This is a genomic window from Corynebacterium sp. CCM 9204 (genome assembly GCF_041357695.1).
Taxonomy (GTDB): Bacteria; Actinomycetota; Actinomycetes; order Mycobacteriales; family Mycobacteriaceae; genus Corynebacterium.
The window spans coordinates 246,274-267,030 of record NZ_JAUERX010000001.1 but is presented as its reverse complement, the minus strand read 5'-3'; the positions used below and the strand labels follow the sequence as shown (position 1 = coordinate 267,030).

Annotated in this window: 20 protein-coding genes; 10 read left to right on the top strand and 10 right to left on the bottom strand. The window is 60.2% G+C overall.

Features of this window, described 5'->3' with window-relative positions; all coding sequences use genetic code 11:
* Positions 1-86: 86 nt before the first annotated feature.
* From QWU43_RS01175 to QWU43_RS01160, 4 genes are all read right to left on the bottom strand, one after another.
* On the bottom strand, positions 87-380 hold the full coding sequence (locus tag QWU43_RS01175; RefSeq protein WP_370916955.1) for a hypothetical protein: 294 nt from the start codon (positions 378-380) through the stop codon (positions 87-89).
* A 158-nt stretch (positions 381-538) separates the two neighbouring features.
* Entirely contained in the window at positions 539-1,786 is a 1,248-nt protein-coding gene (locus tag QWU43_RS01170; RefSeq protein ID WP_370916954.1) for a hypothetical protein, read from the bottom strand.
* A 210-nt stretch (positions 1,787-1,996) separates the two neighbouring features.
* Positions 1,997-2,302, bottom strand: coding sequence for a hypothetical protein (locus QWU43_RS01165; protein ID WP_370916953.1), 306 nt, complete (start codon positions 2,300-2,302; stop codon positions 1,997-1,999).
* Positions 2,265-2,456 (bottom strand): M3 family metallopeptidase, encoded by a 192-nt coding sequence (locus QWU43_RS01160; protein ID WP_370917192.1) that lies wholly within the window; start codon positions 2,454-2,456, stop codon positions 2,265-2,267. The genes QWU43_RS01165 and QWU43_RS01160 overlap by 38 nt, the downstream gene beginning before the upstream one ends.
* Between QWU43_RS01160 and QWU43_RS01155 the strand changes: the two genes are divergently transcribed.
* Positions 2,373-2,564: a hypothetical protein gene (locus tag QWU43_RS01155; RefSeq protein ID WP_370917210.1), complete on the top strand. Its 192-nt coding sequence runs from the start codon at positions 2,373-2,375 to the stop codon at positions 2,562-2,564. The two genes, QWU43_RS01160 and QWU43_RS01155, sit on opposite strands and share 84 nt — an antisense overlap.
* Before the next feature lie 398 nt (positions 2,565-2,962).
* On the opposite strand, the gene QWU43_RS01150 is transcribed toward QWU43_RS01155, so the two are convergent.
* Positions 2,963-3,502 carry a hypothetical protein gene (locus tag QWU43_RS01150; protein ID WP_370913712.1) on the bottom strand — a complete coding sequence of 180 codons (540 nt, stop codon included), beginning with the start codon at positions 3,500-3,502 and terminating at the stop codon, positions 2,963-2,965.
* Between the two features lie 65 nt (positions 3,503-3,567).
* Positions 3,568-3,810, bottom strand: a complete 243-nt coding sequence (locus QWU43_RS01145) for a hypothetical protein (RefSeq protein ID WP_370916952.1) — start codon at positions 3,808-3,810, stop codon at positions 3,568-3,570.
* Between QWU43_RS01145 and QWU43_RS01140 the strand changes: the two genes are divergently transcribed.
* Genes QWU43_RS01140 through QWU43_RS01130 form a run of 3 tightly spaced genes read left to right on the top strand, consistent with a single transcriptional unit; the run spans position 3,809 to position 8,304 of the window.
* On the top strand, positions 3,809-5,194 hold the full coding sequence (locus tag QWU43_RS01140; protein WP_370916951.1) for a carboxylesterase family protein: 1,386 nt from the start codon (positions 3,809-3,811) through the stop codon (positions 5,192-5,194). The two genes, QWU43_RS01145 and QWU43_RS01140, sit on opposite strands and share 2 nt — an antisense overlap.
* A 45-nt stretch (positions 5,195-5,239) precedes the next feature.
* Complete coding sequence (treS, locus tag QWU43_RS01135; protein WP_370913710.1) at positions 5,240-7,030, top strand: maltose alpha-D-glucosyltransferase; 1,791 nt, start codon at positions 5,240-5,242, stop codon at positions 7,028-7,030.
* Positions 7,031-7,041: 11 nt separating this feature from the next.
* Entirely contained in the window at positions 7,042-8,304 is a 1,263-nt protein-coding gene (locus QWU43_RS01130) for a hypothetical protein (protein WP_370916950.1), read from the top strand.
* Here QWU43_RS01130 and idi read toward each other — a convergent pair.
* The gene (gene idi, locus QWU43_RS01125; protein WP_370916949.1) at positions 8,297-8,854 is read right to left on the bottom strand and encodes an isopentenyl-diphosphate Delta-isomerase; all 558 of its coding nucleotides are present in this window, start codon (positions 8,852-8,854) and stop codon (positions 8,297-8,299) included. The genes QWU43_RS01130 and idi overlap by 8 nt on opposite strands.
* Before the next feature lie 47 nt (positions 8,855-8,901).
* On the opposite strand from idi, the gene QWU43_RS01120 reads away from it, so the two are divergent.
* Together QWU43_RS01120 and QWU43_RS01115 are read left to right on the top strand one after the other, a co-directional pair.
* Positions 8,902-9,987, top strand: a complete 1,086-nt coding sequence (locus tag QWU43_RS01120) for a polyprenyl synthetase family protein (protein WP_370916948.1) — start codon at positions 8,902-8,904, stop codon at positions 9,985-9,987.
* Positions 9,980-10,858: a phytoene/squalene synthase family protein gene (locus QWU43_RS01115; RefSeq protein ID WP_370916947.1), complete on the top strand. Its 879-nt coding sequence runs from the start codon at positions 9,980-9,982 to the stop codon at positions 10,856-10,858. Before QWU43_RS01120 ends, QWU43_RS01115 begins: the two co-directional genes overlap by 8 nt.
* 20 nt (positions 10,859-10,878) lie before the next feature.
* On the opposite strand, the gene QWU43_RS01110 is transcribed toward QWU43_RS01115, so the two are convergent.
* The gene (locus QWU43_RS01110) at positions 10,879-11,430 is read right to left on the bottom strand and encodes a hypothetical protein (RefSeq protein ID WP_370916946.1); all 552 of its coding nucleotides are present in this window, start codon (positions 11,428-11,430) and stop codon (positions 10,879-10,881) included.
* Between the two features lie 146 nt (positions 11,431-11,576).
* On the opposite strand from QWU43_RS01110, the gene QWU43_RS01105 reads away from it, so the two are divergent.
* The 4 genes from QWU43_RS01105 to QWU43_RS01090 all read left to right on the top strand — a co-directional run bounded on the left by QWU43_RS01105 (position 11,577) and on the right by QWU43_RS01090 (position 17,130).
* The gene (locus QWU43_RS01105; protein WP_370916945.1) at positions 11,577-12,704 is read left to right on the top strand and encodes a MalY/PatB family protein; all 1,128 of its coding nucleotides are present in this window, start codon (positions 11,577-11,579) and stop codon (positions 12,702-12,704) included.
* Between the two features lie 171 nt (positions 12,705-12,875).
* On the top strand, positions 12,876-14,504 hold the full coding sequence (gene brnQ, locus QWU43_RS01100) for a branched-chain amino acid transport system II carrier protein (protein ID WP_370916944.1): 1,629 nt from the start codon (positions 12,876-12,878) through the stop codon (positions 14,502-14,504).
* A 914-nt stretch (positions 14,505-15,418) separates the two neighbouring features.
* Positions 15,419-16,042 carry a hypothetical protein gene (locus tag QWU43_RS01095; RefSeq protein ID WP_370916943.1) on the top strand — a complete coding sequence of 208 codons (624 nt, stop codon included), beginning with the start codon at positions 15,419-15,421 and terminating at the stop codon, positions 16,040-16,042.
* 161 nt (positions 16,043-16,203) lie between these two features.
* Positions 16,204-17,130, top strand: a complete 927-nt coding sequence (locus QWU43_RS01090; RefSeq protein WP_370916942.1) for a hypothetical protein — start codon at positions 16,204-16,206, stop codon at positions 17,128-17,130.
* Positions 17,131-17,775: 645 nt separating this feature from the next.
* Here the strand turns inward: QWU43_RS01090 and QWU43_RS01085 are convergent.
* Together QWU43_RS01085 and QWU43_RS01080 are read right to left on the bottom strand one after the other, a co-directional pair.
* Positions 17,776-19,605: a BCCT family transporter gene (locus tag QWU43_RS01085; RefSeq protein ID WP_370916941.1), complete on the bottom strand. Its 1,830-nt coding sequence runs from the start codon at positions 19,603-19,605 to the stop codon at positions 17,776-17,778.
* Between the two features lie 170 nt (positions 19,606-19,775).
* The gene (locus tag QWU43_RS01080) at positions 19,776-20,699 is read right to left on the bottom strand and encodes an AEC family transporter (RefSeq protein WP_370916940.1); all 924 of its coding nucleotides are present in this window, start codon (positions 20,697-20,699) and stop codon (positions 19,776-19,778) included.
* Positions 20,700-20,757: the final 58 nt, after the last annotated feature.

The following is a 20,757-nucleotide window of genomic DNA, read 5'->3' as shown; positions in this document are numbered from 1 at the left end:
CATACCGGTCTTCGGCCACTGCTTTCTCGTGTAAGTGCATCTCCGTACATACGCCCCGTCACTGAACGGAGCCGCAGAAAACCAGTCTAGCCACCCGGCACCTCCGGCTCCGACGCCGACACGATCCGAACGCCACCGGAGGCCCTCGATCCTGAATACGGGACAAGCTGCGACGGTGCCACACCCCCATCTCCACGGCCGGTCACCCGCTCCACCATGTTGGCCGTCATATTGACGAACTTGAGCAACACCGCAGCAAGTGGCACACAGATCAAAATCGCCGCAAACATCACCAAAGGCGTCTGTACCCACAATGGTGCACCGGTGAGCCACTGACCAACCTGGTCCAGCACCGAAGTGACAGTCGTCTGAATGTTCATGATGATGTGGAGTCTAGTGTCAACAGGAAGATAGTTATAGAACCTTCACCAAGCCTGCACTTTGCCAACCCCTGCCCCGCTGAATCGACGGATGACCCCGATAGCGGGCAATTCTACACTCCACTGTCGAGGTATTCGTCGATCAAAAGACCATACAGTCAGGTCCGGTCCTCTACATGAAGAGAGAAGTTCGGAAGCACGCTACGCATAGCGCCAGTCAACCATGCAAAGAAACCTCCAAGAAGGCCGAGTACACCCAGCAAACCAACAACCATCCCAACCCCACTAGAGGAACCATCTGGCGTAGACAGTACATTCAGTTTTCCGGCGGATCCCGCGCTCGATCCGCTGGAACTTCCTCCGGAATTCAACGAACTTCCGTCAACACCAGGCGAGGGGTCCGAAGGTTCAGACGGTTCCGAGGGATCCGAAGGTTCAGAGGGGTCCGAAGGTTCAGACGGTTCCGAGGGTTCAGACGGCGGTGCGTCATCACCCAGTACCAGATACGGAAGTGAATCCTTCAGAGACACCGTACCGGCGTCACCTCCGTAATCTTTCAGTCCATCGGCAGTTATGCTGCCATCGAGCCACAAGTTGCATGTCCCCTGCAAGTCATACCACTCATAGCTGCCAAGAGGTTGCTTGTCTTTTGCCGCAGCCACTTCGCCCCAGGAACGCTCCTGAAGATCTTTGACATAAGCCGGGAATTCGGGGAACATCTCATCGAAAAGCTCCCTGTCTTTCGCCGTACCAACTAGAGCAAAATCATTAATCAAATCATCCAAGTCCTTGGACTTGAATTCATTGAATGATTCCTCCGATTCCAGCCATTTATCCAGCTTGTAACGAATCGTATCCGGATACTCCAAGACATAGATAGAATCGTAGCTTGGATAGTCAATCAGATCGTACCACTTGAACAGTAGGACATCTGTCAACATACCATTTCCATCAGCAAGGTATCGAGCCTTGTTTGAACTATCCCTGGCCGCTTCCACAAAATCGGGTATTATAACAAATGATTTGATGATGGTATCTGCCCACTTCGGAGAAAAGCCTAGATCGAGAAGATTGACCTTAGCCTCCTCCTTCTGCCTATTGAACCTACTCTGGATACCATATCCACCACTTCCGTATCTATTCGCCGATCTGCGTAAATCACTCAGGAGTTGCTGAGTCCGCACATTTCCGATTGGACGATCGCTGATCTTGAGTGGCACTTGTCGGGACACCATCATCAGGCCAGACAGGGTAGCGTCAACCCCGGTCAGCTCCATTACACAGATAGGTCGACCATCAGAAGCAGTACCGGTTTTTGTAACAACACCAGCAGAAGCCGGAGCGACAGCAGTAGAAGCCATTAGAGCCACGCCAGCAGAAACGACAGTGAAACGACGGAAATTCATGAAAGACCCCTCTCCGTTTAGAATGGTATGACTTATAGACATTTGCCGACCCGATCTTCATTAACAGTCAGCACTTGTCACTAATAAAATAAGTGATTCTTCTACAGAACTCCAGCCAACGAAAAGCAATCACCCCCTCCAAATACACCCAATACCCTCCATTCACCAATTTGCTCCGCATTCTAAATGTAGGCGACCTTACATTATTGTTTACAGAACCATTCCATTGAAACTTTCCAACAAATCACGCCGGGACAAAAGCAGCGAGACATCCTTCCGACATCCATGGAAAGCGGCGAATGTGATCCCGAAGTCGTCGACATCAACATGGGGCAGAATGAGATCTGTCACAGCGGCCAGGTACTCACCGGCGGCGAAACCCCGACCGAGCCGCTGGGCGTCGCTGATCGCGGTGAGCAGACGCCCCAAAGTCACCTCACCCGTGTCAACGTTGCGCGCGTACTTGATGACCGTTGGCTCAAAGGCCCAATTCTCGTTTATCTGAGACGGGATCACCCCAGTCGCGAGGTATGTTTGTGTCAGAAAACATCGGATAGCGGACGTCGGCGAGTAGTCCGTACAGCCCATGCCCAAACTCGTGAAAGATGGTGATTCCCTTGTCGAGGGTGAGCAGTGGTTCGGATCCGTCGATCGGGCGGACGATGGACATCACGTTGATGTTGGTAACGACGGGGTGCTCCCGGACAGTCTGGACTGCTCGGTGAAGCTGGCCATCCACGCTCCACCACGTTTACCGGCCAAGCTAAGTAGTCAGTGATGAACAGGCCAAGACTGGCCACGTCAACGTCCCGCGCCTCCCAGACATCGGCACCCGGGCGGTACTCCTCCAGACCGGAGCGATCGGTCACCGTAACGTCGTAGAGGCAGTTCACCACGAAGAAGACGCCGTCGTGCAGCACCCGGCCCAGCGGGAAATGGCGGCATAGCCTCTCCTTGTCGAGGTTCGTAGTCACGTACCTTTAGCTTCGCTCCTCAGAAAGCCAGTCCACACCGGTGACCTCGGAGCCAGCGAGTTCGCTGAGGATGTTTGCGCATCGCCGCCGCGTTCGCTGCAGCAGCAGGCTCAAGAGCTGTGAGCATTCGACGGACGGCATCCGCAGTTCCAGCGGCCCCTTCCTCGATAACGTAGTCGGAGTGCGGATCGCACCCAAGAGGTTACGCGCGGTGCGCCCCGAGTTTCACCATCTCCAGAAGGACGGTCGGATTCACCGCCCAGCGGCGCTGTCTGACCTCGTGGAGCGCAGCCCGGGTCATTGGATCGGTGAAGTCGATCATCATGGACTGCACCGTGAGCAGTTCGCGGGTCAGGAGGTATCCGTTCTCCACTTCCACTTCAACGGCGTTACGGGAGGCGCAGATCCGAGCCACGGGTAGAGCACCCTTCGGGTATCGCAACATCGGCGACATAGAGGGCGTGTGCGCCGGGTCGGCGAGTAGGTTGTTGCCAAAGGCGGCTGAGAGCACGGACAAGCGCTCGTTGATAGACGCGAGTTCCCGCTGGCACCGCGGCGGGCGAACCGGCGCAGCAGGAACGGCGGAGCCGCAGGCTTTCCCTACCCCGTCAGGTGCGGTGACCGCCCTGAGCCGGGCATCCATAGCGGTGTCGGTGTACAACACATTACTGTGCGCGGAAAATTCCTGGCTGACCTGCTTGGTGGTCTTCTGCCCGGTCCCCGTCGAGTCGGTGCCAAGCATGTTGAACAACTATGCGGTGCGGCGGTCCACCTCCTGCCGGAGGCCTCGAGCACCTCGACGGTGTTCTACCAGGTGGGATAATCCACGTTGTCGGCGATCGCACGGATTTTCTCGCGGTGCCTGCGCAGAGCGTCAGGAAAGGCGTCCCAGACCAGGTCATCGTCGATGTTAGCGAACCGGGACAATCCGTGTTCTAGGGTCGGCGGATTGAGGATCGGAGATGACTGCTGGGCTCGAGTACATGGGGAGCAATCCTGGCGGCACAGCGCGGGGCACGACTCCCCTCTGGTTGCTAGCCTGTGGCTCATGGATTCCTCCCCAACTCTGAAGGTCCAGGCTCCTGATACGGTCGCCACTGGTGTAATCAGTTCCCCTTCAGGTGGAGGACGACAGCGGGACCGGGACATCGTCACGTTCTATTCGCTGCCCTACTCGCACATCCCGTCCCCCTTCGCATCCCCGGAGCCGTTGCGGGAACGGGTCACCGTCGATGCGACGGTTCCGAAGACGCGCCAGGTGGGTCTGACGGTCAGCGCCCCGGTGTCGGCTGTCCGCGCGGCCTCGGATACCTCATCACTGCCGCCGGATCTGCCCGTGATCGCTTTTCTCCACGGCGGGCGCTACGAGTCGGGGCACCATGACGGGTCCTGGTACGGCGGTCAGGCCTTCGCCCGGGATGAGGTGGTGTTTGTCTCCATCGGGTACCGGATGGCGTTCGAGGGGTTCGCGCATTTCGATGATGAGGAGCCGTCGCACTACCGGGGCACCGATGACGCCATCATGGCGTTGGAGTGGATTCAGCGGAACATCGAGGCTTTCGGCGGTGATCCGACGAATGTGACGTTGATGGGTCAGTCCGCGGGTGGGGGTATGGCCGTGTGGTTGGCCCGCCGGGACCACTACCGGGGTGCGTTCCGCCGGATCGTCGCACTGTCCCCAGGGTATCCGCGCCGGTCCTTCAATCAGCGGTGCCGCGTACTGCCCTTCCTCGGCGGTTCCGCAACCCGGAAGAAGCTGACGTCCCTCTCCCCGAAACAACGCTCCGCTCTCTATCGTCGCTACCGTACGTGCTACATCACGGACCCGGCGGTCGGGCCGAGTCCTTTCGATGGTGGCCAGCTCGTCGACGTTCCTATCCTGCTGACGCACACCTCCGATGAGTTCTATCTCGAGCCTGTCGGTTCCTGGTGTGACGCCCGGGGTATGGGGGCGGGTTTCGCCCGTTTGTTGGCTCGTCATCTTGGGGCAACTCTTGATCCCGGCGCGTACATCGACGCCTGCCGAGAGATCGACGCGGGCCGCATCGCGGGCCGGTTGATCGGTGATTCAACGATTCGACGGTGGGTGAGCTCCATCGCGGAGACCGCACCGGGGCCACTGTGGATGCTGGAGTTCACTGGCGACGGCAACCAGCCAGCACTGCATTGCGCGGAGTTGCCGTTGGTGTTCGATTGCCTGGATACGCTTCCCGCGCGTGTCGACGCTCTTCTGGGTGTCGGTGCCTCCGGGCGCCTGCAGCCGGTTGCTAACCGGGTACATCGGATGGTTCTGGATTTCGCCGCCTGTAAGCGCCCGGGGTGGCGGGAGTTCGACACCGACGGCGACAGGTACAGTCGTACTCTCGACATCACCACCGGTGAAACAAGTTCCACGGTGGACCCCCTGGGGTATGTCCGGAGGGCATTTCCTTGACCCCGGTTCTGCACGGGGGGCATAGGGTTTTCTAGTCTGGTGGGCATGGCTGACGATCCCTTGAAACTGCACACCACTGAAGAAGCTCCCGAGCCGGAGATCAATGCGGAGGGTCTCGTTGTCGAGCATTCTTCCGACGAGTTCGATACTCCGGCACCGGCGCCGGGTGATGCACCGAACGAGAAGTCCGAACCCGAGTGGTACAAGCAGGCCGTGTTCTACGAGGTTCTGGTCCGGGCGTTCAATGATTCGACGAACACCGGATCCGGTGACCTGAAAGGTTTGACGGAGAAGCTCGACTATCTCCAGTGGCTCGGTGTGGACTGCCTCTGGCTTCCGCCGTTCTACGATTCCCCTCTGCGGGACGGCGGCTACGACATCCGTAACTTCCGTGAGGTTCTCCCCGAGTTCGGTACGGTCGACGATTTCGTTGAGCTCATCGACCAGGCGCACCGGCGTGGTATTCGGGTGATTACGGACCTGGTTCTCAATCACACGAGTGATCAGCACCCGTGGTTCGTGGAGTCGAAGCGTGACCCGGATGGCCCCTACGGTGACTTTTACGTGTGGAGCGACTCGGACAAGAAGTACGCGGACACCCGCATCATTTTCATTGACACGGAGACCTCGAACTGGGCGTGGGACGCTGAGCGTGGCCAGTACTACTGGCACCGTTTCTTCAGCCACCAGCCTGACCTGAACTACGACAATCCGGATGTGTGCGAGGCGATGCTCGATGTCCTCCGGTTCTGGCTTGATCTCGGTCTGGATGGGTTCCGTCTGGATGCCGTGCCTTATCTCTATGAGCGGGAGGGCACGAACTGTGAGAATCTGCAGGAGACCCACGAGTTCCTCAAGCGGTGCCGCGCTCTCGTCGAGGATGAGTACCCGGGCCGGGTGCTGCTCGCGGAGGCAAACCAGTGGCCGGAGGATGTCGTCGAGTATTTCGGGGAGAAGACCACGGGCGACGAGTGCCACATGGCATTCCATTTTCCACTGATGCCCCGAATCTTCATGTCGGTGCGGCAGGAGTCACGAGCCCCGATCAGTGAAATTCTGGCGGCGACGCCTGATATCCCGGAGACCGCACAGTGGGGCATCTTCCTGCGCAACCATGATGAGCTCACTCTGGAGATGGTCACCGACGCGGAGCGGGACTACATGTACGCGGAGTTCGCGAAGGATCCGCGTATGCGCGCGAATGTCGGCATCCGGCGCCGCCTGGCTCCGCTTCTCGACGGTGACCGCAATCAGCTTGAGCTCCTCACCGGTATGTTGCTGAGTCTCCCGGGTTCCCCGGTGCTCTATTACGGTGACGAGATCGGAATGGGCGACAACATCTGGTTGGGTGACCGTGACGGGGTACGCACCCCGATGCAGTGGTCCGACAACCGTAACGGTGGTTTCTCGGAGGCGGATCCTGAGCGTCTTTACCTTCCCGCGATCCAGAACGCCCAGTACGGCTACTCCGCGGTCAACGTGGAGAGTCAGCTCGTGCAGGAGAATTCGCTCCTGCAATGGAACCGTCGACTGATCCAGGTCCGGAAGCAGCATCCGGCCTTCGGCCTGGGTAGCTACCGTGAGGTGGATTCCACGAACGGTGCTGTTTTGAGTTATCTCAGGGAGAATGGTGGTGACGTGATCCTCTGCGTGAACAACCTGTCCACCCGCCCGCAGGCCGTTTCATTGGATCTGTCGGAGTTCGCTGACCGCATTCCGGTGGAGCTCACCGGTGGTGAACGGTTCCCCGTCATCGAATCGGGTCGTGACTGGGTGGTCACTCTCGCCCCGCACGGTTTCTTCTGGTTCGACCTGTCTTCCCCCAACAACAAGTAGGAGCCCCCGACGTGAAGCCCGCTGCTCTGGCCGCCACGCTGTCCACCAGTCGCTACTACGGAGCGAAATCCCACCCCCTCGATACCGTCGAGGTGGTCGCCGCTGCGGAAGCCGCCGGTGGGCGATGGCTCGTGGTGCGAACCCCGGACGGGCTGTACCAGATGCTCGTCGATGAGTCCGATGAATCACTTCCCGATGTTCTGGGAACCCCGGAGGTGGCAACGGCCCTCGGTGCCGCCATCGCGGAGGGCCGCCCAGCCGGTGGAGGGACGTTGCACGTCGTCGGTGGCGGCTCCGGAGGCGGTGCCGACGGGGTACAGGAGCCTGGCGAACTCGCCGGGCGCGTCATGCCTCCCGGGCTGCGTGGGCGTCGGATAGCCGGAGAGCAGTCCAATACGTCACTGGTTTTCGGGGACGCTGACGGGGACAGCCTGATGGTCAAGTACTTCCGGAAGCTCCAGCCAGGGGTCAACCCCGATGTCGAATTGCTGGAAGGTCTGTCCCGGGTGGGCTGCCCGAACATCGCCCCATTGCGTGGTTGGGTGACCGTCGATATCGACGGGTGGGAATTCACCACAGCGATGGTCCAGGACTTCGCCAGTGGCGCGACCGACGGCTGGAAGCTCGCCCTCGATCATGCGGCGGAAGGACTGTCCTTCACCGAGGAAGCACGCGAACTGGGGCGTGCGGTACGCCGTGTACACGCCGATCTCGCATGCGCCTTCGACACCGGTGTCACCGGGGTCGGCGAGGTGCGGAACCATCTCACCGAGCGGCTCGCAGAGCTCGCCGGTGATGTACCAGCAATAGGTGCCTACCAGGATGCGGCACGGTCCGTCTATGACGGGCTCGATGCCGACACGACGACACCGGTGCAGCGGGTCCACGGAGATCTGCACCTCGGCCAGGTTCTGCATACTGATTCGGGGTGGCTGCTCATCGACTTCGAGGGGGAACCCGCACGCCCACTCGCTGAGCGTCTTCAACCCGACAGCCCGTTGAAGGATCTCGCCGGTATCATCCGTTCCTTCGACTACGCCGCGCACTTCCACTCCCAGAGTGACTCAACCGCTCTGGGACCGACTGATCCGGCTGCGTGGGCGCGTGACTGCGTCGATGCCTTCCTTGAGGGCTACGGCACCGGGAACACGGCACTCCTTGAGGCCTACCGTCTGGACAAGGCTCTCTATGAGGTGGCCTATGAGGCCAACAACCGACCTGACTGGCTCGAGATTCCGCTGACCGCGGTCAAGCGCCTGACCGGGATCATCTGACCCCGAGAGCGGTACGCAGTTCACGGTACGCGAGCTGTTGTCCCATCCAGGGGCTGAACGCGAACGGTGCACTGCGTACCGCATCGACCAGACGGGTGGGAGCGATCCACGCCGTGTGGTCGACTTCAGCGGGCAGGGGGTCCGGTTTCGCCCCGGGCGCGAGCAGAGCGGTGTAAACGGGACAAATCTCGAACTCGACGATTCCCGAGGAATCGACCGCACGGTACCGGAACTCGGGTAGGACGCAGGTGATGTCAGTCAGGTCGTCCGCTGCGAGCCCGAGTTCCTGGGTACCGCGCCGCAGCAACGCACGGACGGTGTCCTCTCCTGGGCCGGGGTGTCCGCACATGGTATTCGTCCAGACCCCCGGCCATGTCTTCTTCCCGAGCGCACGTCGGGTCAGCAGAATCTCTCCGGCTCCACCGATGAGGTAGCACGAGAAGGCGAGGTGGAGCGGGGTATCGGCGCTGTGCACCGTGGCTTTGGGTGCAGTTCCGATCGGCCTACCCGAGTCATCGGCGAGGACCACGAGTTCAGGTGCGTTGCTCATGCGACCAGCTTAACCGCAGACCCCGGCGCCATGAGACAATGGGAAACATGATCTCCCCGACCACCGCCCCGATGTTCCGGGAACGTAGCAGGCGGTCCGTCGATTTTCTCCACTCCAGGTTCTCCGCCATTTCCGGGGCACTCACCGAGATCGACCCGTACGCAGTCATGCCGCTCGTCGACACGCGGGATATCTGCACGGGTGGGAAACACCTGCGTTCTCTCCTGGTCCACATCGGTGCGGACCGGCCCGATGGCCCGGTGCCACACCCCGACATCGCGGTGGCCGCCGCCTTCGATCTGCTGCACGGGTCATTCCTGATTCTCGACGATGTGATTGACGCCGATGAAACCCGACGCGGGCAGCCCACCATACATGCCGCGGCGAGGGATCGGGCGGTGCGTGAGTACGGTACGAACACTCCCAGCGAATCGCCTGACGCCTCGCACTACGGACGTTCAGTGGCGGTACTCTCCGGTACTGCGGCTCTCACCGGAGCGATCCGGTTGGTCGCAGACTCTGGGGCCGGAGACTCGACCACGGTGGATCTGATCCGGCTCCTCACGGATACTGCGGGGTTGTCCATGGTGGGTGAATTCCTGGACGTGCACTATTCGCTGCCGGGGGTCCATCCCGGCGGCGACGCCGTGTGCACCGCGAGTGGCCTGAAGACGGCGCCGTATTCCTTCGGTGCTCCGCTCGTTGCCGGTGCACTGCTAGCAGACCGTGACGGGGACTCCGCTGCGCTGCGCAGAATCGGGCACGAGGCCGGGGCCGCATTTCAGCTCGCCAATGATCTGCAGTCCGTTTTTTCTCCGAGTTCCCGTACCGGGAAGAGCACCGCCGGGGATCTGATTCTGGGGCGCGCAACTCCGCTATTGACCGCAGCCGGGGCTACTGATGTCAGAGACGAACTCGAGAGCATTCTCCGAAGCGATGACAACACCAGATTGGACAGGATCCGGGATCTTCTGCGTTCCTGTGGTGCCGTGGAAGACATCGTGAACCGGGCTCGGCGGAATCTCACCGATGCCCGCGCCATCCTGGCGGAATCCGGGGCGTTACCCTCCCCAGAGGCGCGGGCCGCTTTCTCCACCGTCCTTGATGGCATCGAGGAGAGTCTCGATGTCTGAACGCAGTACCTCGATGGCTGACTACGATGCGATGTCCACACGGGCCTCCGCACGTGTCATGGAGACCTACTCCACCTCCTTCTCACTGGCGACCAGATTGCTCGATCCCCGCACACGCGCAGACATCCGGAACCTCTACGCGGTGGTACGTATCGCGGATGAGATCGTCGACGGAACTGCGGCCGACGCAGGACTCACCGGCACCGAAATACACCGGGAACTCGACGCATTCCAGGAGGAGGTGATGCGCGCGATCGATACCGGGTTCTCGACCAATCCCACCGTCCATGCCTTCGCCGGTACCGCGCGACGCACGCACATCGACTCGGAGCACCTGACGGCGTTCTTCTCTTCCATGCGCCGGGATCTGAACCGATCCGCGGTCTATAACGAGGTGCAACGCGACGCCTACGTGTACGGATCAGCGGAGGTAATAGGCCTTATGTGCCTGACTATCTTCGTGTCCGGACGTGACCTTCCACCGGAGCAACTCGCACGCTGCGCCACGGGGGCGCGTCGGCTTGGGGCGGCCTTCCAGAACATCAATTTTCTGCGGGATCTCCACGAGGACACGACAGAACTCGGCCGGAGATACCTCGGTGACGGCCGACCGCTGACGGACGATATCCGGGATTCCCTCATCGCCACTGTCCGTGCGGACCTCGCCGTCGCCGAGGAAACCGTGCATCTCCTCCCGACACGGGTACGTGCCGGGGTGCTCGCAGCGCTCATCCTCTACCGGGAGTTGACGGAACGGCTCGCAGTGACACCCGCGACCGAGGTCATGCGGCGACGGGTATCCGTTCCCACTCGGGTGAAGGCCACAATCCCGGTTCGTGCACTCATCGGGGCCACTCGTCTGCGTTCGTGACGGAAGGCATGCCGGGGAACTCAGTTGCGGGGCAGAGACCCCTTGAAGATCACGTTGCCGATACGGAACTCAGCGTTGTACAACGTCCCGTAGGAAGTCTGGAAGGCGTAAGCCAGATTGGTCGATGCCCCTGGACCGAGCGGCAGGTCAAGTTCGGAAACAAGCCCCGGGTACTGCTCCTCCGTCATCTGTTGGACCGGAGTGAGGTTGCCCGCGTAGTCGGAGATGGACAACTTCGGGGAACTGAAAGCATCAGCCGGAAGTGCTACATCGTTGCGGTTGGTCACAAGAACGTGGATAACCACTCCCCCATAGTTTCCGTAGTTCATCGACATCAGTTGCCAGTCGACGTTCAACCCGGGGTCATGGGCCGGTTCGGAGAGGTTCTGATCGACCAGAACCGGATCAACCTTCCGCGGGGTGAACGGGGTTGTCTCCTCGGCGATGGCCGTGGTGGGGGCTGCTTCCTCCATCTCCGGTGCGGGTGTGTCTTCACCGGAGCAGGCGGCGAGGGCCGCGACGGCGACGGTTGCCGCTGTGATTCGGGCAGCGTACCGGTTCCTGGTTCTCATTCTTGCACCACACCTTCCACGGGGAGGTCTCTGCTGGACGTACCACCGGGTATATCCCGGCAGTGACGGGCTACCTCAGTCTAGTATTCGTCAGCTACACCGGTTTCTCCGACCCCTCGGCAGATTCGGGGACTAGATTCGGGTACATGTATTTCCCTCCCCTGGATCAGCTCCGCGGACGTGACACCCAGAAGTGGACGCGCTACCCGGATGATGTCCTGCCGCTGTGGGTCGCGGAATCGGATTTCGGAACGTGTCCCGAGGTTAAGCAGGCGCTTGCCGACGCCGTACGTCACGAAGCATTCGGGTATCCTCCGGAGCCCTCCGCTCTGCGTTCTGCGCTGGTCTCGTTCTACCTGTCCCGGTACGGAGTGACACTCGACCCAGAGGGAATCTTCGCGGTACCCGATGTCCTCCGTGGACTGGAGCTTGCGATCAACCATTTGACCCGACCCGGATCACCGGTGATCATCCCGGTTCCATGCTATCCCCCCTTCCTGGACCTGCCCAAGGTCACGGAACGCGACGTCGTGTTCGTCGGTGCAGAAGGCGGTCTCGATCCCGGGGAAATCGAACACGCTTTCCGCAGTGGTGCCGGTTCACTCCTGCTTTGCAGCCCGAACAACCCACTCGGCTACACGTTTGACGCGGAATTTCTTCGGGCCCTCGCGGAGATCGCCGCCCGATACAACGGTCGGATTCTCGTCGATGAGATCCACTCGCACCTCGTCTACGACGGATCCCACACGATGGCCGCAATGGTCGGCACCACCGCAGCCCGAGTGTGTGTCACGGTGACTGCCGCGTCAAAGGCCTGGAACGTCGCGGGGCTGAAATGCGCGCAAATGATCTTCACCAACCCGGATGACATCAGGGCATGGCGAAAGTTGAATCCTCTGCTCCGCGGTGGGTACTCAACCCTCGGTCTCATCGCCGGTGAAGCCTGCTACCGTGCGCGGCAATCCTTCCTCGACGAGCAGCTCACGTACCTGAGATCAAACAGGGACTGGCTGGTGGCGGAACTCCCGGCGCGGGTACCCGGAATCAGGACAACTGTGCCGGATGCCACATACCTGATGTGGCTGGACTTCCGAGACACCGTAATTCCTGAGCATCCAGCGGCATGGTTACTCACACACGCACGAGTGGCCCTCAATGAGGGAACGGACTTCGGCCCGGGTGGAGCCGGACATGCACGACTGAACTTCGCCTGCTCGCGGGAGACACTGACTGAAGCTGTTTACCGCATTACACAGGCCATTGATCAGGCGTGATCTTCACCACTGCACCGAGGCTGAACTGCGCATCGGCTACGAACCGGAGCGCGTCAGACAGTAGTGTTCTTGCGTGAGAACCACCCGAATCACTGTGTTCGTTTCCGAGCGGAACCCTGTCTCCGTGCATCCTGCGACCCGAAGCCGGGCGCATCTGTGTGAAAGGTAACCATGGGCACATCAATAACAACCCGTCCGACAAGCACCACGAGCGCCATCGCAGTAGCATCCCTGATGTTGTTCTCGATGTTCTTCGGGGCCGGTAACCTCATTTTCCCGCCGATGCTGGGCGCGGAATCGGGACAGGGGTTCCCTTTCGCCATCGCAGGTTTCCTCGCGGCCGGGGTCCTTCTTCCGGTTCTCAGCGTCATCGCCGTCGCCATCACCGGCGATGACATCTACGACCTCGCACAGCGGGGTGGCCGCATGTTCGGCCTACTATTCCCCGTTCTGGTCTATCTCGCTATCGGGGCATTCTACGCACTGCCCCGCACAGCGGTCGTGAGTTTCTCCACAGCAGTGACACCCCTGACAGGTTTCGACTCCACCGCAGCAGCAGCAGCCTTCTCCGCAGTATTCTTCGCAATCTCCCTGGCACTCGCATTCGACCCATCGGGGCTCGTCGACAAACTCGGCAAATATCTCACCCCCATGCTGCTCATTTTGCTCATTGCCCTCGTGACCTTATCCGTCCTCACGCTGCGCAGTTCCCCCACCCCCGCTATCGAGAAGTACGCAGGACACCCACTGTCAGCAGGCCTCATCGAGGGTTATCTGACGATGGATTCCCTCGCTGCACTCGCCTTCGGCATCATGGTCATCTCATCACTCCGATACAAGGGTGTACCCAGCGGTCCAAAACTCGTCCGCAGCGTCGGAACAGCCGCGATCAGTGCCGGGGCACTTCTCGGTGTCATCTATATCGGCCTCGGCATAGTCGGACGACGCATTCCTGACGCACTGAACTACGAAGACGGAGCAACGCTGCTCTCCCACGCCGCGCAATCAACGATGGGGTTCGCCGGAATGGTCGTCTTCGGACTCATCGTGTTCCTCGCCTGCCTCTCCACCGCAGCAGGTCTCATCGGCGCAACCAGTGAGTTCTTCCACCGGATCATGCCCGGCATCTCATACCGGGCATGGGCGATCCTCTTCGCGGTGATCTCTCTCGCCGTGTCCACCCTCGGTCTCGAGACCGTTCTCGCTATCGCCGCACCAATCATCGGATTCCTCTACCCCGCCGCGATCACCCTCGTTTCCCTTACCCTCATCGAACCTGTCTTCCGCCGGAAACTCCACTACACATTCCTCTTCTCCCTGGCAGTCGCTGTTTTCTGGGCCGCACTGATGACGGTGTCCTCCATAGGCTGGGCCACCACCGTTGTCGATCCACTGATCGACTGGGCACCCATGCACGGGCAGAAACTCGGGTGGGTCGTGCCCACCCTCATCGCAATCATCGCGGGCTACACAGCCGATCTCATTCTCCGCCCCACCCGTGCCGTACCCGTCGGCGGCGAACACCAACTCGAAGCTGAACTACGAAGCGGGCACCGGGATTCCGAAGCACTCGAAGAAGCCGTGATCACCCACCATCCGGACGACATCGCCGCGGTGAATGCCCCAGACGCCAACCATGCCCTCGACGTGATCTCCCACCGAATCAACGTCATCGAACGCGAACGCACCGAAACAGCCGCACGCTTGGAGGCACTCGACGAAGCGAAGGAACTCGCAGAACAACATGCCGAGGAACTACGAGACTCAACCGACAAACAACTGAAACCCAACCAGCACTGATCCACCACACGGATCACGCCCACACAAATCCAGTCGTTTCCCGACAGATGGAGGCCCGGCACATTGATGTGCCGGGCCTCCATCTGTCTAAAGGAGCCTTCTCCCCGCATCTCCGGAAAAGCAGAGATCGGCACCACGTGTCTTCCTCCGCAATAACCGGTACCTCGCCACACCAGCACCACCCAGTGCACAACCACCTGTTCCCTGAGCAATCACACCAACCCATCAGAAACGCCGTCACCAGCCCAGACCTATCCGCACAAGCGTCGAACGAGACCGGATTCATACACGACCGCACACCACCATGGACGAGGCTAGACCGGCTCCAAAAGGAAAACGGGCATACATCACGCCCCAGCACTCAACACAACGCCACCAAGATTCCCCGATACGAACAATGTCGAGAAAGACTGAGCCGAAAATGATATCGCCCTGAGTGGAAAATCGGCATCACCTGCCCCATCAGCCCTCTCCCCCGAGTTTGAACCGGATCAGCACCCATACCGGCCACCGCAATCTGAACCCGATAGCTGCACTCAGGTGAAGAACAAGGAAGATTCCGTCCCGTGCTGAAATTATTCGATCAACAAACATGTGGGTAACCGGAAAACCGCGAGGAATCCCCCCATTCCCGGACACCGTTCGGGAAATTTTCGGAGAGCCCCATGGCGCGGCTCGCGCCACGATCCCCTAACAACCCCAAGGGGTAGCGATGTACTGGTATTTCATCCACAAACCACCCCCGCACCCGACCAATCAGCCACGCAATGGAACCTTTCCACCACACAGGCAGTCTGATGCTGATGAACACCACCAACCCACCCCGACACACCACCTCCATCAGAGAAAGCTAGAACCCATTGACCAGAACCACAATCATCACCACCCTCACGCTATGCAGCACAATCGCAGCCATGGTCTTGAGCGCCTGCCAAACACACCCCAACACACCGGCAATCACGGAAGACGAACCGGCAATCTCAACAACAAACCAGCCCCCGGCCGATGACAGAGAACCAGCAGATATGTCATCCGCGACCGCCAACGCAGATGGCAGCCCCATTATCTTCGACCCCTGGGAAGCAGGACGTAACCTCCCAGACCCCTGCAGGGAATTGTCCAAACAGACCCTCAACGACATCGGATTCAAAAGTAACTACGAAAGACAAACATATGGCTTAAATGATGAATTATTGGGAAAAGGAATAAGCTGCGATGTAGATTCAATATCGGAAAATGAAGAAGTGACCATCCAGGGTTTTTACAGTGACAATGTCAACAAAAAATATATCAAAGAGGAAGGGCTATTCATTAGAGATGCAGCAGAATCACAAGTACCCAATGCCTATTTCTACACTTTTTCTCCCGAAGATAAGAGTAGCTGCTACATAGGGGCACATACCCACCGGGGAAGACTAGGAATAATGGTCGCCGGGCCAACAACGTGGACCTGGAAAGAATCCTGCACCCTAGCGTTGAAATATTTTGATAAAACATATGAGGCCACTGACGGATTTTCTTGGCTCAAACAGCGATAGATAAAAGAAGAGAATGGGGACATATAATGCTACTTCATTTCGATATCACGCAAGTGAAAAATATCATTAGATCACTTCAAGAACAGCAAAAGAAAATTCAATACACTAGACATCATATTGTTTTCGGGCCACGTATCAGCGCATATTCCTCGGCCCCTGGGTTGGGTGATCTCGGGCGGCAGCATGCACAGATTTTTGCCGGAGCGACCGGTTCAGCCGATGATGTACTCGCTGTCTTCCGTGAGCAGGCCCAATGGTTGGCCGAAGCATTGCATTCAACGGCACGGGCAATGGAGACCATCGACGGAGTCACCCATATCCAACTGGTCACCGGCGCACCGGGGCCAGACCTCGCACCAGCAGACCTGCCCTTTCCTGATCGGCCCGCGGCAGACTACCGACCTTTCACCTTCAATATTCCTGCCATCGGCGGCGGGGGAACACTTGCTGGCTTGGCCGCCGCGTTTTCCACAACCAACACCGCGGCAGCAGACCGGGCGACTGATACCTGGAATCAGATAGCCACCCACACCGGGGAGATAGCCGATGAGCTTGATGCGATTGCCGCACAAATCCGTGATCTCACCGAGGGGGAGTCATTCGAGCAGGCTGCACACACCATCACCACCGTCGCAGACAGTGCTCGGGTGTTTTCCGGTAATGCCCGGATCATGGGGAACAGTATTGCCGGTCTCAACCCGATCAATTCCTGGGCTCAAGCAGAAATCGCCCTCGCGCAGGCGGAGATAGCACTGATCGAAGAACCTGCCGAGCGTGCCGTCGCCGAAAAGGTATGGGTCTCGTCGTTTCTCGGAGGTAGGTTGCCTTCCGTCGTGTCGAGTGCGGTTCCACCGATCAGTCACTTGATGTGGAACCAGCCGCCGTCGGCCACTCCGGGAATACCGGCACTGGTAGCCGCCCAATCGGGATACCGGATGCGGCGCCATCGATCACCGGTGGTGCCGTCGCCGGTGCTGGTGGTGGGACAGCAGGACAGATTGACTCTGCCCAGACCAGTGGTGCCTGTGTGTTACACCCCAGCGAGGTTGGAACCTCTGCGTCCGGGCAGGGAGGGACCCCACCGGTGAGGGCTGGTTCTATGGCGGCCCCTGCTGGCGGTTCCGGTGGTGGGTTGTCTCCGGTGGTGTCTGCTGCTCACAGTGGCACCGGTACCGGTACAGGTGTGAGCACGGGCGCGGGTACAGGTGGTGGGACCGTTTTATCGCCAGGCCATACCGGTACTGGTGCTGGTGTTGTCAACGCTCAGGGTGCTGGTGTCGGGACTGGTGGTGCAGTTCGATCGGTGAGCGGTCCGGTCGGTGGGTACGGCACAGGTGTTGGCGGTGGTTCCTCCCGAGGCGGTGCCGGGGTCGCTGGCGGTGTGTCGCCTCGTTCTGGGGTGCCTGGTGGGTTGGGTGGTCAATCCACGGGGACGATTTCAGGCGGACAGGGCCAGACTGCAGGGGGTGCACAGTCTGCTGGTGTGGGACGTGGTGGTGTTGCCGGTGGCGTGCCGATGGCTGGTGCGGGTGCTGGTGGTGGCCGGGATCGGAGGAAACCGTCCGCGGTGTTGTCTCAGGTGGAGCGGTCGGGGAATCTGGAGAAAATTCTTGGCCCTGCGCCATTGACGGTCCCGCCTGTGATCGGGGACTGGGCACGCACCACCCCACCAGAGACACAGTGAGAAACGTCCGGATCCGCTTCCCGAGAAGTGGATGTTTCAGCACTCCGAGTCAGCGTCGGCCCGGAGTGGAGGATTCCGCAGAATTATTCCCGCCTGTGACGTCGAGTTCCCCGTCGACGACGACGTTTCCGGAGATGACGATACTGCCGTCCCCGTCATATCCGTAGACCAGCGGAGGCAGTGGGTTGCCGTCCGCGTCATATCCGGGTGCGGGACGATTCTCCTGCTCAGCGAGCTTCTCCGGAGAATCCGTCTGTTCCCATTGCCGGGTGAGCATTTTAGGTTTCGCGGCGGCGTCATCGATCATTCCCTTCAGCAGGGAGTACATCATCACGAACTGCATGATGAAGAACGGGAGCGCAACGATAATGACGACCTGCTGCAGGGTCTCGATTCCGGTGTCGGGGCTCATGAGAAGAAGTGAACCGGCAACCGAACCGATGCTGCAGGCCCACATGATTCGGTAGTAGACGGGAGAGGAGTCTTCTTCACCGGTCGCGAACATGTCGGTGACCATCGCGGACGAATCAATCGAGGTGATGAAGAAGATCACGACGATCGCCAGTGCGAAGATGCTGACGACGCCGGTCGCCGGGTAATAGTCGAGGAAGGTGAACAGTGCGGCAGCCGTGTTGCCGTCTTCGACCACCGGCTTGACGAGTGCACCGGGATCAAGTGCCTCGATCTCGAAACCGGCACGGCCGAAGACGGCGAACCAGATGACGGAGAAGATCGCCGGTAGACAGATAACCCCGGCGATGAACTCGCGGACCGTGCGCCCCCTGGAAATACGGGCGACGAACATGCCGACGAACGGGGACCAGCAGATTGTCCACGCCCAGTAGAACACCGTCCAGGAGCCCTGCCAGCCGGGGTTGTTGGCGAAGGCGTCCGTGTAGAACATCAGGCTGGGAGCGCGGTCAACGTAGATGCCGAAACTCTGAACCGTGGAGCGGAGCAGCGTGAGCGTGGGCCCGGTGATCAGGACGAACACCATCAGGAGCACTGCCATGGCGATGTTCACGTTGGACAGCACCTTGATGCCCCGCTCCAGGCCACTGGCCACCGAGATGGAGGCAACAACGGTGATGAACACGATGATCCCCAGTTCAACGGGTCCGATGACCGGGACGTCCCAGAGCATGTTCATCCCCGCGTTGATCTGCAGGGTACCCAGGCCGACGGATACGGCGATACCGAAGACGGTGCCGACGATCGCCAGAACATCGATGAGCTTTCCGGGCCACGAGTAGATCCGGGCACCGAGGACGGGCGCGAAGACGGAACTCAGGCGCGGAGGCAGTTTTCTCTTGTAGATGAAGTATCCGAGCGCCAGACCGGGGAGAGCCATGATGACCCACATGTGTGCACCGAAGTGGTAGAAGGTGAACGCCATCGCTTCGATAGCCGCCGCCTGGGAACCGGGTTCGACGTCAGCCATCGGTGGATTGGTCATGTGGTGCAGCGGCTCAGCGACACCCCAGAACATGAGGACAGCGCCGATGCCGCCGGCGAAGAGCATCGCGAACCAGGCCGGCAGGGAGTGTTCGGGTTCGTCGTCGTCATCGCCGAGGCGCATCCGACCGAAATGGGAGACGAACACACCGAGCAGGAACACCACACAGATGGATACGCCACCGATGTAGAGCCAGCCGAGATCCGTCAGGAGCCACGTCGCCACGCCTTCAAGGGTGACGCGGGCGCGTTCCCCGAAGATGACGGCGGCCGCGACGAATGCGACGATGATGCCCCCGGAGATGAGGAAGATGAACGGATCGGTGCTGAGGCTTCCGAGGAGGCCGCTACGCCGTATGTCGTCCTTCGGGGCATTTTCAGGTGGGGTGGTCGGTTCTGGGCCGGAATGTCCGGGCGACTTCATGGATCACGCCTTCATGGGGTGGCTGTCAGGGAACGCGATCCAGATTAGAAACACCAAACACCATGTACCGAATCGGTACGGCAGACACCCCCAGACGCGGCTAACAGATTTCACCACAGCATAAAGCGTTTTTCCAGGCCCCTTTTCCCTGCTCGAAAGAGATGTGACCACTAGCCGAAGAACACGGAGACGAACACCATCACCGGAATGGAGAACAGGGTGGAGAGAACGGCTGCGTCACGCGCGAGAGCCGTGGTGACGCCGTACCTGTCGGCGTACACGAACACATTCTGTGCAGTGGGCAGTGCAGCCAGGACAATGACCGTCAGCAACGCATGCCCCTCCAACCCAAAAACGACCGCGAGTACACCGGCGACGATGGGGTGCAGAATATTCTTGCCCACCACCGCAACCGCGAGCACTTTGCGCGGTACCTCATCAGAATCGAGAATCCGCGTCGCTGCAAGCGACATGCCGAACGCGATGAGCGCCACGGGAACCGCCGCAGCAGCGAGTGTCGTCACCGCCGCAGCAGCGGGCCCGGGGATCGTCCATCCGGTGAGATTCCAGCCACCTCCGGCGACGGCGGCGATGACGATCGGATTCGCGAACGCCGCCTTGGCGAGCACGAGCGGCGACAGTGCGCGACCGCCAACGGAGGCTTCGAGTAACGTCAGGGCGAGGGGACCGTAGAAACCTATCTGGAAGAGCAGCAGCGGCACGACGGAGGTCGCGTCACCGAGGATGTGTACCGCAAGGGGCAGTCCCAGGTTTGCGGCGTTGCAGTAGGAACCAGCGAGTCCGGTGATGATCGCTCCAGGACCCGCGCCACCGGGGATGAGCCTGCCGATCAGAGCGACACCACCTCCGACGAAGAGACCCGAGGTGACGATCACAGCCAAGGGCGCGGCGATGATCGTCGACCAGTCCGCCACCGCCACCCGCCCGAAGACGAGGGCCGGCAGCGCGACGAAGAAGACAAAGCGGTTGAGTACTTGCGGGGCGTTCTCCCCCAGAACCCGGAGTCTGCCGACGAGCGCGCCGACGGCGATGACGCCGAACACCATGCTGAATCCAGCGGCCACGTCAGTCACCTGCCCATTGTTGCACCGGCACCCCGAGATACATACCTGTCCTGCAACAGGGGCGGTA

Bases quoted from the DNA above. Each gene is read 5' to 3' on its own strand.
- QWU43_RS01175 (WP_370916955.1), bottom strand. From the start codon at position 380: ATGAACATTCAGACGACTGTCACTTCGGTGCTGGACCAGGTTGGTCAG.
- QWU43_RS01140 (WP_370916951.1), top strand. From the start codon at position 3,809: ATGGATTCCTCCCCAACTCTGAAGGTCCAGGCTCCTGATACGGTCGCC.
- brnQ (WP_370916944.1), top strand. From the start codon at position 12,876: ATGGGCACATCAATAACAACCCGTCCGACAAGCACCACGAGCGCCATC.
- QWU43_RS01115 (WP_370916947.1), top strand. From the start codon at position 9,980: ATGTCTGAACGCAGTACCTCGATGGCTGACTACGATGCGATGTCCACA.
- QWU43_RS01085 (WP_370916941.1), bottom strand. From the start codon at position 19,605: ATGAAGTCGCCCGGACATTCCGGCCCAGAACCGACCACCCCACCTGAA.
- QWU43_RS01095 (WP_370916943.1), top strand. From the start codon at position 15,419: ATGGTCTTGAGCGCCTGCCAAACACACCCCAACACACCGGCAATCACG.
- idi (WP_370916949.1), bottom strand. From the start codon at position 8,854: ATGAGCAACGCACCTGAACTCGTGGTCCTCGCCGATGACTCGGGTAGG.
- QWU43_RS01105 (WP_370916945.1), top strand. From the start codon at position 11,577: ATGTATTTCCCTCCCCTGGATCAGCTCCGCGGACGTGACACCCAGAAG.
- QWU43_RS01145 (WP_370916952.1), bottom strand. From the start codon at position 3,810: ATGAGCCACAGGCTAGCAACCAGAGGGGAGTCGTGCCCCGCGCTGTGC.
- QWU43_RS01110 (WP_370916946.1), bottom strand. From the start codon at position 11,430: ATGAGAACCAGGAACCGGTACGCTGCCCGAATCACAGCGGCAACCGTC.
- QWU43_RS01150 (WP_370913712.1), bottom strand. From the start codon at position 3,502: ATGCTTGGCACCGACTCGACGGGGACCGGGCAGAAGACCACCAAGCAG.
- QWU43_RS01120 (WP_370916948.1), top strand. From the start codon at position 8,902: ATGATCTCCCCGACCACCGCCCCGATGTTCCGGGAACGTAGCAGGCGG.
- treS (WP_370913710.1), top strand. From the start codon at position 5,240: ATGGCTGACGATCCCTTGAAACTGCACACCACTGAAGAAGCTCCCGAG.
- QWU43_RS01155 (WP_370917210.1), top strand. From the start codon at position 2,373: ATGCCCAAACTCGTGAAAGATGGTGATTCCCTTGTCGAGGGTGAGCAG.
- QWU43_RS01170 (WP_370916954.1), bottom strand. From the start codon at position 1,786: ATGAATTTCCGTCGTTTCACTGTCGTTTCTGCTGGCGTGGCTCTAATG.
- QWU43_RS01160 (WP_370917192.1), bottom strand. From the start codon at position 2,456: ATGTCCATCGTCCGCCCGATCGACGGATCCGAACCACTGCTCACCCTC.